The sequence below is a fragment of the Streptomyces sp. Ag109_O5-1 genome, assembly GCF_003814875.1.
GTDB classification, from domain to species: domain Bacteria; phylum Actinomycetota; class Actinomycetes; order Streptomycetales; family Streptomycetaceae; genus Streptomyces; species Streptomyces sasae.
Genome location: NZ_RKQF01000001.1, coordinates 7,555,410 through 7,570,176, shown reverse-complemented (window position 1 = coordinate 7,570,176; position 14,767 = coordinate 7,555,410). Strand labels below are relative to the sequence as shown.

12 protein-coding genes and 1 tRNA gene are annotated in these 14,767 nt (G+C 70.2%); 11 read left to right on the top strand and 2 right to left on the bottom strand.

The features are described 5' to 3' along the window. Nucleotides 1-274: 274 nt before the first annotated feature. The 9 genes from EDD90_RS34360 (at nt 275) to EDD90_RS34320 (ending at nt 8,288) form a co-directional block, all read left to right on the top strand. Nucleotides 275-553 (top strand): hypothetical protein, encoded by a 279-nt coding sequence (locus EDD90_RS34360; protein WP_260328294.1) that lies wholly within the window; start codon nt 275-277, stop codon nt 551-553. A 376-nt stretch (nt 554-929) separates the two neighbouring features. Next, complete coding sequence (locus EDD90_RS34355) at nt 930-2,102, top strand: helix-turn-helix domain-containing protein (RefSeq protein ID WP_123976765.1); 1,173 nt, start codon at nt 930-932, stop codon at nt 2,100-2,102. Nucleotides 2,103-2,760: 658 nt separating this feature from the next. Beyond that, nucleotides 2,761-3,363, top strand: a complete 603-nt coding sequence (gene orn, locus EDD90_RS34350) for an oligoribonuclease (protein WP_123976764.1) — start codon at nt 2,761-2,763, stop codon at nt 3,361-3,363. 113 nt (nt 3,364-3,476) lie between these two features. Continuing rightward, nucleotides 3,477-3,549: transfer RNA gene (locus EDD90_RS34345), tRNA-His, on the top strand. Between the two features lie 464 nt (nt 3,550-4,013). Next, complete coding sequence (locus EDD90_RS34340) at nt 4,014-5,357, top strand: endonuclease domain-containing protein (RefSeq protein WP_123976763.1); 1,344 nt, start codon at nt 4,014-4,016, stop codon at nt 5,355-5,357. Nucleotides 5,358-5,695: 338 nt separating this feature from the next. After that, nucleotides 5,696-5,926 carry a FitA-like ribbon-helix-helix domain-containing protein gene (locus tag EDD90_RS34335; RefSeq protein ID WP_123976762.1) on the top strand — a complete coding sequence of 77 codons (231 nt, stop codon included), beginning with the start codon at nt 5,696-5,698 and terminating at the stop codon, nt 5,924-5,926. Next, on the top strand, nt 5,923-6,345 hold the full coding sequence (locus tag EDD90_RS34330; protein ID WP_123976761.1) for a type II toxin-antitoxin system VapC family toxin: 423 nt from the start codon (nt 5,923-5,925) through the stop codon (nt 6,343-6,345). The genes EDD90_RS34335 and EDD90_RS34330 overlap by 4 nt, the downstream gene beginning before the upstream one ends. A 360-nt stretch (nt 6,346-6,705) precedes the next feature. Further along, nucleotides 6,706-6,921: a hypothetical protein gene (locus EDD90_RS56455; RefSeq protein WP_221305144.1), complete on the top strand. Its 216-nt coding sequence runs from the start codon at nt 6,706-6,708 to the stop codon at nt 6,919-6,921. 323 nt (nt 6,922-7,244) lie between these two features. Next, a complete protein-coding gene (locus tag EDD90_RS34320) occupies nt 7,245-8,288 on the top strand; it encodes a Vps62-related protein (protein ID WP_221305143.1) in 1,044 nt (347 codons plus the stop codon). A 242-nt stretch (nt 8,289-8,530) separates the two neighbouring features. On the opposite strand, the gene EDD90_RS34315 is transcribed toward EDD90_RS34320, so the two are convergent. Next, nucleotides 8,531-9,079, bottom strand: a complete 549-nt coding sequence (locus tag EDD90_RS34315; protein ID WP_123976759.1) for a hypothetical protein — start codon at nt 9,077-9,079, stop codon at nt 8,531-8,533. A gap of 457 nt (nt 9,080-9,536) precedes the next feature. On the opposite strand from EDD90_RS34315, the gene EDD90_RS34310 reads away from it, so the two are divergent. Further along, entirely contained in the window at nt 9,537-10,544 is a 1,008-nt protein-coding gene (locus EDD90_RS34310) for a winged helix-turn-helix domain-containing protein (protein ID WP_123976758.1), read from the top strand. 338 nt (nt 10,545-10,882) lie between these two features. After that, nucleotides 10,883-13,975, top strand: a complete 3,093-nt coding sequence (locus tag EDD90_RS34305) for an AAA family ATPase (protein ID WP_185149319.1) — start codon at nt 10,883-10,885, stop codon at nt 13,973-13,975. A 506-nt stretch (nt 13,976-14,481) separates the two neighbouring features. On the opposite strand, the gene EDD90_RS55785 is transcribed toward EDD90_RS34305, so the two are convergent. Continuing rightward, on the bottom strand, nt 14,482-14,640 hold the full coding sequence (locus EDD90_RS55785) for a hypothetical protein (protein ID WP_185149707.1): 159 nt from the start codon (nt 14,638-14,640) through the stop codon (nt 14,482-14,484). Between the last annotated feature and the right edge of the window lie 127 nt (nt 14,641-14,767).

Genomic DNA, 14,767 nt, shown 5'->3' with positions numbered 1-14,767 from the left:
AACCCCATACCCCCAAGGGTACGGCGGCACGCCTCCTCAGCCCAGATCCCGCGCACTCTCCGTAGGGGCCCTTCCCCGGAGTCGGTTAGGGGTTCCCCGGAGCATGCACGAGCCGCGCCCGTAACGCAATGGTTGCTGCCCCGTACAGGCGGTTTGCACAGAATTCGGACAGGTGCGAGGCCCCACGCACGGTGACCGACCGCTCGAACACGCGTTGATCACGGGACGAGTGCACCACAAAGGAGTACGCCGGAGTACGACAGGGAGTACGACCATGTCCGGACCGCGCCCCACCACCCGCGAACCACACCCCGCCCCGGACGCCGCGAACACCACGGACGCCGCGGGCGACGTGGTCCGCTGGGCCGTGTTCTCCTGCGTCCTAGTCCCCGTGGTGCTCGTCTGGTTCGGCACCTCCCTGGCCGGTGCGGCCGGCACCGCCCTCGGCCTCGCCGCGGTCACCGCCGCATGCCGGTTCCTGCTGCGCCGCTCCGAGCGCCGGCCGCCCCGAGGAGGCGGACGTCACACCAAGGGAACTACACCGGTCGACTGACCGGTTTCGACACCCTCGAACGACTCTTTTCAGCCAACTTCCCGACCCTGTCCAAGAGGGGCCCCCACTACCCCCCAACCCCCGTTCCACCTGCACGAAAAGGGGCCAGGAGACCCTCCGCACCCTACGTGCTTTGGCCACTGCGACGAGGCGCACTTCCCTGCACGGCCCGTGAGTGCAACGCTTCGTGATCGAATGCTTCACGCCAAGTTGTCATGTCGACAATCGACGGCGTGTCGAACTGGTCAACGCGAACCGCAGGAACCAGTAGATTCGATCTTGACGTCTTACGGCGGGGGACTCGTGCAGGACCGAGGGGAAACGTGCAGGAGCGACACAACCGAGGAGCCGCGACCACCGAGGGGGGCTTAGCAGGATGAGCCACGACTCCACTGCCGCGCCGGAAGCCGCGGCCCGGAAACTGTCCGGGCGACGCCGCAAGGAGATCGTCGCGGTGCTGCTGTTCAGCGGCGGCCCCATTTTCGAGAGTTCCATACCGCTGTCGGTGTTCGGGATAGACCGCCAGGACGCCGGCGTGCCGCGCTACCGACTGCTGGTGTGCGGCGGCGAGGAAGGCCCACTGCGGACCACAGGGGGCCTGGAACTCACCGCGCCACATGGCCTGGAGGCGATCTCACGCGCCGGCACGGTCGTCGTACCGGCCTGGCGCTCGATCACCGCGCCGCCGCCCGAAGAGGCACTGGACGCGCTGCGCCGCGCCCATGAGGAAGGGGCCCGCATCGTCGGGCTGTGCACCGGCGCGTTCGTACTGGCAGCCGCCGGGCTGCTGGACGGACGCCCGGCCACCACCCACTGGATGTACGCGCCGACGCTGGCCAAGCGCTACCCGTCGGTGCACGTCGACCCGCGAGAACTCTTCGTGGACGACGGCGACGTACTCACATCAGCCGGTACGGCGGCCGGAATCGATCTCTGTCTCCACATCGTGCGGACGGACCACGGCAACGAGGCGGCCGGTGCGCTCGCCCGCCGCCTGGTGGTCCCGCCGCGCCGCTCGGGCGGTCAGGAGCGCTACCTCGATCGTTCTTTACCAGAGGAGATCGGCGCCGACCCGCTCGCCGAGGTCGTCGCCTGGGCGCTGGAACACCTCCACGAGCAGTTCGACGTGGAGACGCTGGCGGCACGCGCGTACATGAGCCGCCGCACGTTCGACCGCCGCTTCCGCTCACTGACGGGCAGCGCGCCCCTGCAGTGGCTGATCACCCAGCGTGTGCTGCAGGCGCAGCGCCTGCTGGAGACGTCGGACTACTCGGTGGACGAGGTGGCGGGCCGCTGCGGCTTCCGCTCCCCCGTCGCCCTGCGCGGCCACTTCCGGCGCCAGCTGGGTTCGTCCCCGGCGGCGTACCGGGCGGCCTACCGGGCACGCCGGCCGCAGTCCGAGCGCCCCGAGGCCCCGGAGCCGCCCTCGCTGTCCCCCACGGGCCCCCTGCCGGTCCAGTACCCCGAGGGCGTACTGCCGATGCAGACCCGCAGGTCAGCAGCGGTAGGCCTGTCGGCCAGCCTGCCGGGGCCCCGCACGGGCAGCTGACATGAGGCCTCGCCCACCCGCCTGACTCGGGGGTGGGCGAGGCCTCACGCCTTCGCCCACCCACCACCCGACTCGGCAGGCCAAGAGTCGAGGCAGAAAGCGACGACGGCGCCCCCGGCCACACATCCCGACCGCCCCGAGAACCGAGGCCGACGGCCGGTACGCACCCAGCCCGTCCGGCGTCCGCGGACGCCAGGGCTCAGCCGCATTCCGTCCTGTCCGGCGTTTGAGGACGACGGCGCTCGGCCACATCTCAGCCCGTCCGGCGTCCGCGGACGCCAGGGCTCAGCCGCATTCCGTCCTGTCCGGCGTTTGAGGACGACGGCGCTCGGCCACATCTCAGCCCGTCCGGCGTCCGCGGACGCCGAGGCTCAGTCGTATTCCGTCCTGTCCGGCGTTTGAGGACGACGGCGCTCGGCCACATCTCAGCCCGTCCGGCGTCCGCGGACGCCGAGGCTCAGTCGTATTCCGTCCTGTCCGGCGTTTGAGGACGACGGCGCTCGGCCACATCTCAGCCCGCCCGGTGTTTGAGGCGAGGCCGGAGGCCGGAGGGGGTTCCGGGGGGCGGCGGGGGTTCCGGGGGGCGGCAGCTCCTGGAAACGGCGCCCGCATCGACCGCGGGGGACCCAAACGCGGACGTCAGCTTTAGGGTGGTCGCATGAACGATCGCATGGTGTGGATCGACTGCGAGATGACCGGCCTCTCGCTGTCCGACGACGCGCTCATCGAGGTGGCCGCACTGGTCACCGACTCCGAGCTGAACGTGCTCGGCGAGGGCGTGGACATCGTCATCCGTCCGCCGGCCAAGGCACTGGAGACGATGCCGGAGGTGGTGCGGCAGATGCACACCACGTCCGGCCTGCTCGACGAACTCGCCGGCGGCACGACGCTCGCCGAAGCCGAGGAGCAGGTCCTGGCCTATGTCCGGGAACACGTGAAGGAACCCGGCAAGGCCCCGCTGTGCGGGAACTCCGTCGGCACCGACCGCGGCTTCCTCGCCCGGGACATGGCGGCCCTGGAGGGATACCTCCACTACCGGATCGTCGACGTCTCCAGCGTCAAGGAGCTCGCCCGGCGCTGGTACCCACGGGCGTACTTCAACAGCCCGGAGAAGAACGGCAACCACCGCGCCCTGGCCGACATCCGCGAGTCGATCGCCGAGCTTCGCTACTACCGCGAGGCCATCTTCGTACCGCAGCCCGGCCCGGACTCGGACACCGCGAGGACGATCGCGGCCAGGCACGTCCTGCCTGCGGAGTAGGCGTTCAGGAGGTCTCCGGAGGGGCTCGGGAAAGCTGTGCGCGAGCACCCCTTCGGACCCTGTACACTTTTTCTCGGCCGGTCGGAAAGACCACAAAGTCACCACCGGTCATGGTGGGTGTAGCTCAGCTGGTAGAGCACCTGGTTGTGGTCCAGGATGTCGCGGGTTCGAGTCCCGTCACTCACCCTTGCAAGAGAGGCCCCTGGCCCGCGGAAACGCGAGTCAGGGGCCTTTCTGTCGTTTGGCCACGGCCGAACTACGGCCCATACACCCGGGATTCGAGTCGCCCGGGAAGGGGCGATAGTCGTAAGTCCGTATGGAATCTCACCTAACGCATGCATCCAGTCGCAGACTGTGCGGTTTCCGTGCATCGATCCGCCGGTGAATGACGGGATCCTGATCAGGGACGAAGGACGCGAGGAGGGCAGTGGTGCTGCGGATGCGGAGTGAACCGTCGCGCACTGACGCCGAAGCCGGCCTGCAGTTGTTCCCGCGTCCGCGCCCGTCCGTGCATGGTTGAGAAGTGCGCCGCATTGTCGGGGGCTGGCAGCCAAGCCACCAAAGCTGCGCTCGACAGGAATGTCGGCGGCCCGCGCCAACCGAGGCGCTTGGAGGCTCCTTGGCTCGTTGCAGGCCGTTAGCCTGTCGGTATGTCAGAGCGTGTCAAGCCAGGTCGCGCGGACGGCCTGGTCACCCTGGCTGCCGCGGACGCTCTGTGGGTCGGCCTGACGGCCGACAGTGCCGTGCCGACGGCTTCCGGGGCATTCACCTGCTCTCCTGCCCGCGCCTGGGTGGGGTACGTCCTGCTCGGCGACCATGCGGTGGCGACGGTGAGGACGAGCGGCGGCCAGTGGAACGTCCCGGAGGATGAGGTGCGCCGGGCGGCCACGGAACTCAACGCGGTGGGGATGGACCGACACGACCTGGTCCGCGTCGGCCCGTTTCGTGGAGCGCCGAGGCAGGGATGCAACGAGGAAACGCCGCTGCGTTGGCGCCGGCGCATCGCGGAGGAACTGCAGGAGTCGGGCGGCCCCGGGCCGGCGGCACGACGTGAAGACGGCAGGACCTCCCATCTGGCGGGGATCGACTGGCGACGGATACTCGTGGAGCAGACCCGCGACGGGACGCATCGGACGTGGTGGCTGCCGCGCGCCGTGGTCAGGCTGCTCGACGCGGCCGAGCACGCCGAAACGCAGTGGGTGCAGGCCGCGCGGACCCGCCAGGCCTGCGCAGCCGTCACCGAGCCGCCCTCCCACCCCCGGCAGGCCCGAGACGCCGACGATCGGCAGACGACGAGCCCCGAGGGCCCCGCCGCCTCACTGCGCCCGTACGACAAGGAGCTGGAAGGCCAGTTGTACTCGGTGCTCAGCAGGAAGCCCGGCACCTCCCGCAGGGTGGCCGGATGGGCGTGCGCCGTCTGCCGCACCGCGCCCGCCACCGTGCTCGACCACTGCCACGAACACGGCTACGTCCGCGCCCCCGTCTGCCAGTCCTGCAACACACAGGAACGCCCCGACCACCTCTACAGCAACGACGTGCGCGTGGCGAACCACTACACACGCCTCTTCCACACCGACACCGACCACTGGCTCCGCCACTGGCACCGCTGCCCCGGATGCCGCGCACGCACCACCCTGCCCCTGCCGCACCTCGCCGCATGGACCGCCCACATAGCCTGCCGATCGCTGCGCCCCACCCACCGCGCCCCCCGCGGGCGCAAGCCCTGCGGTGTCCTGCGCGTGTCCTGGACGGGCAGTCAGAACACGCCCCGCTCCTGCCTGCTCACTGTCACCGTCGACTTCTGCCCCTCCGGCGAGCACCGCGTCCTGGCCCAAGTCCCCTACCGCGAAGCCGTCGAGCGGTTTCGTGTCTGGTTGGCCGAGACGGCGCCCGCCGTGGCCGCCGCGGCCGGTCCTGACCGACTGGATGGCCTCCCTGCCCAGTTCCGGCCAGTCATCGCGGACACCAACGGCGAGGATCTGGAACTGTTTTGAACGGGCACCGGAGCCGTCGAGCGTGGCCATCAGACGCACCCACCTCGGCCGTTCCGGCCGTCTTCGCTTGTTGGGATCCTCGAGATTACGGACGTGGTGGAGCTGGAGTCCCGTGCGTACTTCGCATATCGCGCACTGCCCGGCAGGGATCCCGCCGAAGCGGGCCACCAGTGGTTTCTTTCTCCTCTCCCGCTGCGTTGCGCATCCCCTGTCCGAACTTCCCGACTGCCTGTGCCCCTTCGCCCTCATTCCGGCTTTCCCGGACCTCGCGACCGGTCGGGTCGGGGCAACCACCCTCGATGACTGCATATCGCCTGCAATGCTGCTAAAATGACGGCATGCCCGCGATCACCATCCGGGACGTCCCGGACGACACACTCAACGCCCTGAAGGTCCGCGCCGCACAGGCGGGCAAGTCGCTCCAGGCGTACACCCTGGACCTTCTCGCCCGGGAGGCCGCCAAGCCCACCCTCGCGGAGATGGCCACACGCCTGGAACGTGAAACACGCACCGAGCTCAGCACGACCGACATCCTCGACGCCATCGAGGACGGGCGGGACCGTCGTTGATCGTCATTGACTGCTCCAGCCTCGTACACTTCCTCCTCGACCACGGCAGGACCGGAACCGCGATCCGTGAGCGGCTGAGCCGCGCCGACATCCTCGCAGCGCCGGGCCTGCTGGACTACGAGATCACCTCGGCCGCCTTCGGGCTGGCCCGCGGCCGACGAGGGGACAAGCCGAAGATCACGGAAAAGGAGGCCCAGAAGGCAATTACCGACTACCAGACCCTCGCTCTCGACCTGCACCCCACGCTGGTCCTGTGGCAGCGCGTACGCGAGCTGTCGAACAACCTCTCCGTCTACGACGCGCATTACGTGGCCCTCGCCGAAAGCCTCGGTGTCCCGCTGATCACCAGCGACGCCAGGATCGAGCGCAGCGGAGTAGCACGCTGCACGATCGAAACCTTCGAGGCATCCAGCACCTGACCCCAGCGGCACCGACGCGCGGGGTTCCACAGCCCATGAGCGGTCGGCGAGGCTCCATCGGCGTCCGGTCCGGAACTTGCCGCAACACCGGCTCGATCACGGCCTGCTGGCTTCCGCCACTGGCGGGGCCACGACCGCATCCGCGAACTGTACGAACGTCTTCGCTGCAGCGCGCACGCGGCGCGGCCGGAACGCGGAGCCGAGTGCGGGGACCATCGACTCCCAGCCGGTCGACGACTCCGAGACCGTCGGCGAGGACAGCCGCGGATACGACGGCGGCAAGAGGCGCGACGGGCGCAATCGCCACGTCCTGACCGACAGCGAGGGCCCGCGCTGGCGGCGACCGTCACCCCGGCCGACGTGCACGACTCCAAGGCCGCGCCGGAGCTGATGGAGAAGTTCATGACCGAGCCGGGCCGGATGCTGAGGCTGGTGTGGGTGGACAGCGCCTACCAGGGCCGGGCGCCAGCCGAGGCGTTCGCCCGCGACGGCGTGCGCGTCGAGGTGGTGCGCCGCCCGATGGGCAGCGCGGCTTCACCTTCCTGGCCCGCCGCTGGGTGGTCGAGCGCGCACTGAGCCGGCCTGCGGCGCGCGAGCAGAAGTGTGGGGCCCTGCCCAGCGTTCCTGGTTTGTTCCGGTAGTCCGTCCCGTTCTTCTTCCTGGTGCCCTGTCCGCCTCGATGTTCTGCTGTACACGGTCAAGTAGTCACCACTCCCCGTCGAGTACAGGAAGGTGTCGCCCGTGAACGACCTCAGCTCCCGAACCCCACAGGAGGTCTTCCCTATGCCCCGGAGACCACCGCGACGCCCTCACCCGTACCGCTCGCACGGCCGTGTGCCCCGCTCTGCCTGCACGTTGAGAATCACTTTCCTACAGGACTCCCCGCGAAAGGGACATTCGTGACCGGTTTAGCGAAAGGCTGGTCGGCCTCCGTGCGGTGTTGGGGGGCCGGTCTGATCACCACGGTCTCCACCGCCGCTCTCCTGGCGCTGCCGCTGTCCACGCCGTCACTGGCCGCGGCCGGCGCCCGATCCGTCCACACCGCCTCGGTGTCGGCGTCCGATGACGCCCTGGCGCGCCGCTTCGCTCCACGGATCTGGCTCCAGCAGGACGAGTCCTACTTCCCGTCCAACGTGGAGTCGCTCCTGAACAACACCCACGTGGAGACACATCCGGACGGCGACAAGCCCAACCAGCAGTTCCTCGTGACCAACCAGCCGCTGGGCTGCGATTCCTGCACCGGCCCCGCGTTCCTGGCCGGACAGCGCCCCGACCGGAGCGCGGTGCCGGCCTACGCCGAGGTGGTCCACCGCACGGACAACGGGCTCCCGACCAACGTCACCGACGTCATCTACTGGACGTTCTATCCCTATAACAACGGCAAACGTGTCTGCATCGGCTGGTACTCCCCCTGGGGGTGCGTCGGGGGCTACTCCACCTTCGGCAACCACGTCGGCGACTGGGAGAACGTCACCCTCCGCTTCGTCGACGGGACGCCTCAGCAGATCTCCCTGAGCCAGCACGACGGTGGGCAGACATTCCCCTACGGTGGCAAGGACGTCGCTCTGGCCGGCGAGCACCCGGTGGTCTACGCGGCCCAAGGGTCCCATGGCCTGTATGCCGACGCGGGACGCCACACCTACAAGCACCTGCCCAACGGGGACAGCCTCAACGACGACACGGGCGCCAGCACGCTGTGGGACACCCAGCAGGCCCTGAAAGTGTTCGCGTGGCAGCCCGTGGGCAGCTTCACCGGCGAATGGTCCTGGCTGAACTACACCGGCCGGTGGGGCAACCCGAAATCCGGTTGCACGTTCTCCGAGCCCATCAGCGGGGAGTGCGTCCTGGACGACGGCCCCGTGGGTCCGCCCATGAAAGCGGCGTTCGACCCGCGCATGCAGCCCTTGGACGGGGCACCCGCCCCACACGGCGCCGTCGGCTGACATGCCTACCGGGCCGGTGAGTTGACGGATCTGTGGTGACGCGCGAGCGGTGCTGACCACGGGGGGACAGCCGCCCGTCGCAACAGGCCTGACCGCTTCCCTGGCGGGTGCGGGATGGCGCACATGCCGGCGCCCTGCGCTCACGTGTCACCCGCTCGTCATCTCTCACCGGCCCCCTGCTTGTACTCGGACCGCAGCCCGAGCCGGGCGTGGCGTCCGGCTCGGGCTGGTCGGGGTGAAGCTCAGCCCGCGGTGATCGCGTTCCAGGTCAGTTCCCTCTGGTGGCCGTGGCGCCAGCCGCGGGTGTGGACCGGGTCAGTGCGGGGGCTGTCGATCCCGGCGTCGACGTTCTGACCGCTGTCGTAGAAGGACTGCAGCGCCGAGGCCCCCCAGTCCTCGGCCCCGCCCCAAGACCACAGCTCGCCGTGCGCACCCAGGGGCGAGGTCCCCTCGTCCTCCATCACCACAGCGCCCTCGTTGCCACCGGTGTAGGCCATCACCTGGTCCTTGGCCGCGTTGTACAGCGTGAACTCGGAGGAGGAGCCGAACACCTTCCACTTGCAGTAGGCATCAGCGGTGTTGATCTGCTTGAGCCAGACCGACTCGTCGTTGGGGCTGGCACACAGCACGAAGCCGTGGAACGGGCCGCTCTCGATCATCACAGCCCCGGAGGCGTGTGGGGCGGCCGAGGCCGAAGCCACGGGCAGCCCGGTGAGCAGGACCGTCGCGAGACCGGCCGTGGCGAGGCCGAGGCGGCGCCGGCCGCGAGAAACCCGCTTGGTTCGCGTCATTTGAAGACACTCCTTTTCCCGAAATGAGCATGGGCATGTCATTGCGTAACGCACTGATCCGCCGGACCCGGCGCCCCGCCGGGCGACCGCCGGGACGAGCCTGTGGCTCGCCGGTGCCGGTCATGGCGACCTGGTGCGCACTGGAACGGACAGACTGCGACAGTGCGTCCCGCCAAGGATGTCGATCCCTTGGCGGAGTTGAGCGCCATCCCCGCGGGGCTGACATGACTCATCGTGCACAGCGACGGAATCGGGCGCCATCGGCTTCGACCGTGCTCGCAACCGGAAGGAACGGCCCTTCGCGGCGGGTTCCCGGCGTATCCGGTTCGATCGCCGGGGCCTGTGTGCGGTCGGCCGTCCGAGCCGGTCATTCATGTTCAGAACATGACCTTTACCGTTCGCCGGGCATGGCCGGGGTGGGCCGATCGTGCCGACTGTGCGTGCATCTGGGGGGCTGATGCTTCGTATCCATTTCACCGAGGCCGACGTGCAGCGGATCCGCTGGGTCACACACCCGGAGCCGCTGATGGAGACCGTGTTCAGCCTCCAGTTCCTACAACAGCCACAGGCGTACAGCCGGCCGTTCGTCCGCTGGTCCTCCCGCGCCCGCGAAGCTGTCGGCCTGCGCGAGCAGCCGGTGTTCGACCTGGTGACCCCCGACCACGGCACGCTGCCCGAGTTCCTCGTCGCCCCGACGGGCGCCGCAAGCCTGAGCGACGGGCTGGAAGCAGTGCGGTCGAAGCCGGCGGCCGAGGCGACCGCAGATCTGGCCGTGACGCGCAGCCTTCGCCCCGACCTGGCGCGATGGATCGTCGATGTCCACCACGGGCGACCGGAGGCCACCAACCGGCTGGCCCGTCTGCTGGGTGCCTACCACCGGCTGGCCATCGCGCCGACCTGGCAGCATGTGCAGCGCGCCGTCCAGGCCGTATCCGGCGGCGCGGTGGCTACGGCCGGGAGCATGCTGAACGGCCTGCACCCGTCGATCAGCTGGGAGTTTCCCGTCCTGACCGTCCCCTGCCGCATCCCGCACAACGTGGACTTACACCTGGCCGGCCGGGGCCTGCTGCTGGTACCCGTGTTCTTCCTCGGCGCCCCCACGACCCGCCTCGACAACTACGACGAGCAGGCTCCCGTCGAGCTCTTCTTTCCAGTGCACCACAAGCACGCCCTCCTTCCCGAGGACGGCCTGCATCCTGATCCCAGCCTCACCCGCCTGTTGGGCCGTACCCGGGCCGCCGCCCTCGCCGCCCTCACCACCGTCCGCAGCACCACCGAACTCGCCACCTGCGTCGGCATCTCCACCGCGACTGCCAGCCACCACCTCAACGCCCTGCGCGCGAGCGGCCTGATCACCACCGTGCGCCCCCACGGCACCGCTCGGCACAGCCTCACCCACCTCGGCCAGCGCCTCATCTCCAACTCAACCCGCACGGGTGTAGCTCGTGCAGCTCTGTCGCAGTGAGATCCTCGGTCATGCGGTGAGGTGGTCGGCTGCCTGCGCGGATGCGTTCGATCTCCCGTGCAAAGTGGTAGGGCCCCATACTCCTCGACGTGGTTGTTGCTGATCATGGCCCGCAGGAGGAGGACGGCCTCGGCGCCGGGGACACTCCGCCTACTGGTGGCGGCAGGTGCCCTCGACAACGCCACTGGCGATAGGCCGGCCCTTCGCCAGGGCCTTGCGGTAGTCGCTGTGCGTTCCCCCGGTAGGGTCCTGACCCGGTACTGATGATCAGTAGTGGCACGACGACATACCGTCACGTTTTTCTCGGTGGTCGGCGTCCTGGGCTGCCGTGGGGGCGTGTGGTGGTGTTCGGTGAGATGTTGCGGGATTTACGCCGGACCGCGGGGCTGACGCAGGAGGCGCTCGCCGAGGCCGCCGGGCTGTCGGCCAGGTCGATCAGGGACCTGGAGCGGGGCCGCCGGGAGCGGCCGCAGCGGCGCACGGTGGAGCTGCTGGTGTCGGCACTGGGGCTGGCCGACGCCGACGCTGCCGCGCTGCTGGCCGCCGGCCGTTCCGGCCGGCAGGGCGTTCCTCCGGCCGATGACGCTGCGACGGGACCAGGTCTGCTCGATCGTCGCAGCCAGCTGGCGGTACTCGCGCGCGCGGCCGGCGAGGCTCGGGCCGGCCGGGGCGCGGTGGTGCTGGTGCGGGCGAGCGCGGGGATGGGGAAGACCTCCCTGGTGGACACCTGGGCGGCGGCCGAGCAGTCGCGGGGCATAAGGGTGGTGCGGGGCAGCGGGGGAGAGCTGGAACAGGGCTTCGCCTTCTCCGTGCTCCGGCAGCTGGTCGAGCCGCTGCTCGGTCGAGCCGGTAGTGCCGGACGGGAGCGGCTGTTGTCGGGCCCGGCGGAGCTGGCGTCGCACGCCCTGCTCGTGGCCGGAGCCGACGAGGGCGGAGGGCTGTCCCCCGAGGCGTCACAGGGCCTGCTGCACAGCCTGTACTGGCTGATGGTGCATGTCACCGATGACGGGCCGGTCGCTCTGGTGGTCGACGACGCGCACTGGGCGGACGGCCCGTCCTTACGGTGGCTGGAGTACCTGGCGCGGCGTCTGCGCGGTCTGCCGGTGCTGCTGGTGCTGGCGGCACGGCCGGACAGCGGGACCCGGGCCGAGCCGTTGCTGGAGCGGATCGCCGCCCAGCCGGACTGCCTGACGGTCGGGCTGCCGGCGCTGGGCGCCGACAGCGTGACCGGGCTGACGCGGGCGAGTCTGGGCCAGGGCACCGAACCGCGGTTCGCCGCCGCCTGCGCAGAGGCGAGCCAGGGCAACCCCCTGCTGCTGCGCGAGTTGCTGCGCACGCTCGCCGACAACGGGGTCAGGCCCGTCGGCGCCCAGGTACATCTGGTCGAGGAGTTCCGCGGCCGGATTCTGGCGGACACCGTGGTCAAGCGGCTGACGGGCCAGCCGGAGCCGACCCGGCGTCTGGTCGAGGCCCTGGCGGTGCTGGGGGACGGGGCCGACTGGCATCTCGCGGCCGAACTGGCGGAGTTGGGCGAGGCGCAGGCCCGGGAGCACGGCCGCCGGTTGCAGCGGATCGGTGTGCTGGCACCTGGTGAGGTCGCACGGTTCGAGCATCCCCTGGTCCGCGCCGCGATCGCCGAGACCGTCGTCGGACCGGTGGAGCTGGCCGCCGGACACGCACGGGCGGCCGAACTGCTGCGGCGCGAGGGGGCGGCCGGCGACCTGGTAGCCGCCCACCTGCTGCTGGCCGAACCGAGCGGTGAGGCCTGGCGGGTCGACACCCTGCGGCAGGCGGCGCGGGCCACGCGCGGCCGAGGTGCCCCGGAGATCACCGCGGCCTACCTCCGCCGGGCCCTGCGGGAGCCGATGACCGGCAAAGAACGCGGTCCGCTGCTGCTGGAGCTGGGCGAGGACGAGTTACAGCTCGATATCGGCGCCGCGCGGCATCATCTGACGCAGGCCTCCGCCGTGTTGACGGACCCGTACTCCCGCGCCCATGCGGCCTACCTGCTCGCCAACGCGCTGTTCCTCGGCCATGAGCACGCGGACGCCGTCGAGGTGCTCGCCCGAGCGGTGGAGGACTTGCGGCACGCCGACGACGGCACCGGGACGGCCCGTGAGGTGTCATGGTTTCTACAGGCCCAGATGCTCCTGATCGGTTATGACCAGCTGTCCACCCTCCCCGCTGCCCGGCGACTCGCAAGCCGGCTGTGGGATCACAAGCTGGCCGGTGACACCCCGGGTGAGTGCGCGGTCCTGGCCGCGCTGGCCGCCTCGGCCGCCAGTGCCGAGGTCACCAACAGCCTCCTCGACCGGGCCCTGCGCGGCGGACTGGCGGCCATGGACCAGTCACAGATGCTCGTGAGCCTGGCCGGAATGGCCTACATGACCACCGACCGCCTCGACGACGCAGCGGCGCGGTTCGACCAGATCGCCGACATCGGTGCGCGCTGGGGCATCTTCCTCATGGTGTCGTCGGCGATGATCTGGCAGCTCAGGGTCCGCGCGCGTCGGGGCCAACAGCTGGCGCTCACCACGGACTTCGGACATCCCGCCGCCACGAGCGGCGAAGGCCTGGAGCATCGGGCACGGCTGGCGTTGATGGCCCAGGTGGGCGAATCGCTGATCGAGCGGTGCGACCCGGCCGCGGCAGCACGGGTACTGACGCCGGACGCCGACACCGATCGGGCCGGCTGGCTGTGGCAGGGGCCGGTGGTCCTCGCACGCAGCCGGCTGTATGCCGGGCGGGGCAATCCGGCCGCTGCCCTCACGGTCCTGCTGGAGTACGGTGCACAGGAGAAGCGGACGCAGGTCGCGAACCTGGCCGGGGCGCCCTGGCGATCGCAGGCGGCGCGGCTGCACCTGGCGCTCGGACAGCGGACCGACGCGCTCCAGCTGGCCACTGAGGAACTGGAGTTGGCTCATCGCTGGGGCACCGAGCGAGTGATCGGCCTGGCGTCGTGTTGCTTGGGTGTCGTCATGGGCGGCTCCGAGGGGGAGGCTCTCCTGCGCGAGGCCGTCGCCATGCTGGAGCGGTCTCCGGCCCGCCTGGAACTGGCCCGGGCCCAGTACGAGCTGGGCGCCGCGCTGTCGCGCAAGGGAGAGGCCGACCAGGGCCGCCAAGTTCTCACCCAGGCCCTGGACCTCGCCGAGACCTGCGGCAGTGTCCTCCTGGCCGGCCGGGTACGCCGGATGCTGGCCGAGCTGGGGGTGCGTCCGAAAGCCGCGCCGGCGGTGGATCCGAGCCTGTCGCTGACCGAGCACCGGGTGGTGGAACTGGTCGGCGCCGGTCACAGTGACCGTCAGGTCGCCCAGGCTCTGCTGCTGACTCCGCAGGACGTGACCGGCATGCTGGAGCGAGTCGGCCGCACGCTGGGGGTGACCAGCAGGACGGAACTGGTGCGCCTGGCCGGAGCCGGCCATGCCCGGTAGGTGCCGCAGGGCTCGGCCCTCCCGGTGCGAGGGGTCCGAGCTCTTGCCGTCCGCCGAGACCGCTTCCAGCCTGACCAGCGTCAACCACCGGAGTGCGGTCCCTGGGTGCCGGGACGGAGCCGACATGGACCGTCAGCTCCGCTCCTCGCCGAATGCAGCGTCACCGCAACCCCCGGCCGTCGAGTCGTCGAGGTCTACGACACCGACGCCTACCTCGGTGACCAAGCAGCCATGACAGCCGCGGAGGTGCAGGTGGTAGCAGGCAACGGCTACCACCTGCACCTGCTCAGTCGCCAACCGACATCGACGTACGGGTCACCGTCCGCATCTGCCCCCCAGGCCTCCCGCCGACGCCGAAGGCCACGTCCCGATCAGCATCGAGTCCGAGACCGGCACCCTCGTCGTCAACCAGTTGACCACGGGGCCGGCCGGCGAGATGACCCTGCCCCGCCGGGCGTGTACGAGGGCTATGCGTGGTGGGCCGGACGCAAAGCGGCGTCCGCCTACTACGACGAGGATGACGACTGACAGCCTGCGTTTGTCGCGCACTGGGACTCCACGGCGGCGGCGAAGTGGAACAGCCGCAGCCGGTCGTCGACGGAGAACGCGTCGATGCCGAACGCGCCCTCGTCAACGGGCTCCGAGGCGTCGAACTCGTCACTCACGGATCCGCAGGCTTCCCTTTTCCCCTGTTTCGGCCGGTGCACGTCCGGCCGGACACCACCGGATCCGCACCAGTCTGCCGTACCCCGACCAGCGACAACCCGCCGAATGGGTCGTACCGCCCGGCAG

What these genes read in the sequence shown, in the direction of transcription:
- EDD90_RS34355 (WP_123976765.1), top strand. Translation starts at nt 930, where the DNA reads ATGAGCCACGACTCCACTGCCGCGCCGGAAGCCGCGGCCCGGAAACTG.
- orn (WP_123976764.1), top strand. Translation starts at nt 2,761, where the DNA reads ATGAACGATCGCATGGTGTGGATCGACTGCGAGATGACCGGCCTCTCG.
- EDD90_RS34360 (WP_260328294.1), top strand. Translation starts at nt 275, where the DNA reads ATGTCCGGACCGCGCCCCACCACCCGCGAACCACACCCCGCCCCGGAC.
- EDD90_RS34315 (WP_123976759.1), bottom strand. Translation starts at nt 9,079, where the DNA reads ATGACGCGAACCAAGCGGGTTTCTCGCGGCCGGCGCCGCCTCGGCCTC.
- EDD90_RS34340 (WP_123976763.1), top strand. Translation starts at nt 4,014, where the DNA reads ATGTCAGAGCGTGTCAAGCCAGGTCGCGCGGACGGCCTGGTCACCCTG.
- EDD90_RS34335 (WP_123976762.1), top strand. Translation starts at nt 5,696, where the DNA reads ATGCCCGCGATCACCATCCGGGACGTCCCGGACGACACACTCAACGCC.
- EDD90_RS34310 (WP_123976758.1), top strand. Translation starts at nt 9,537, where the DNA reads ATGCTTCGTATCCATTTCACCGAGGCCGACGTGCAGCGGATCCGCTGG.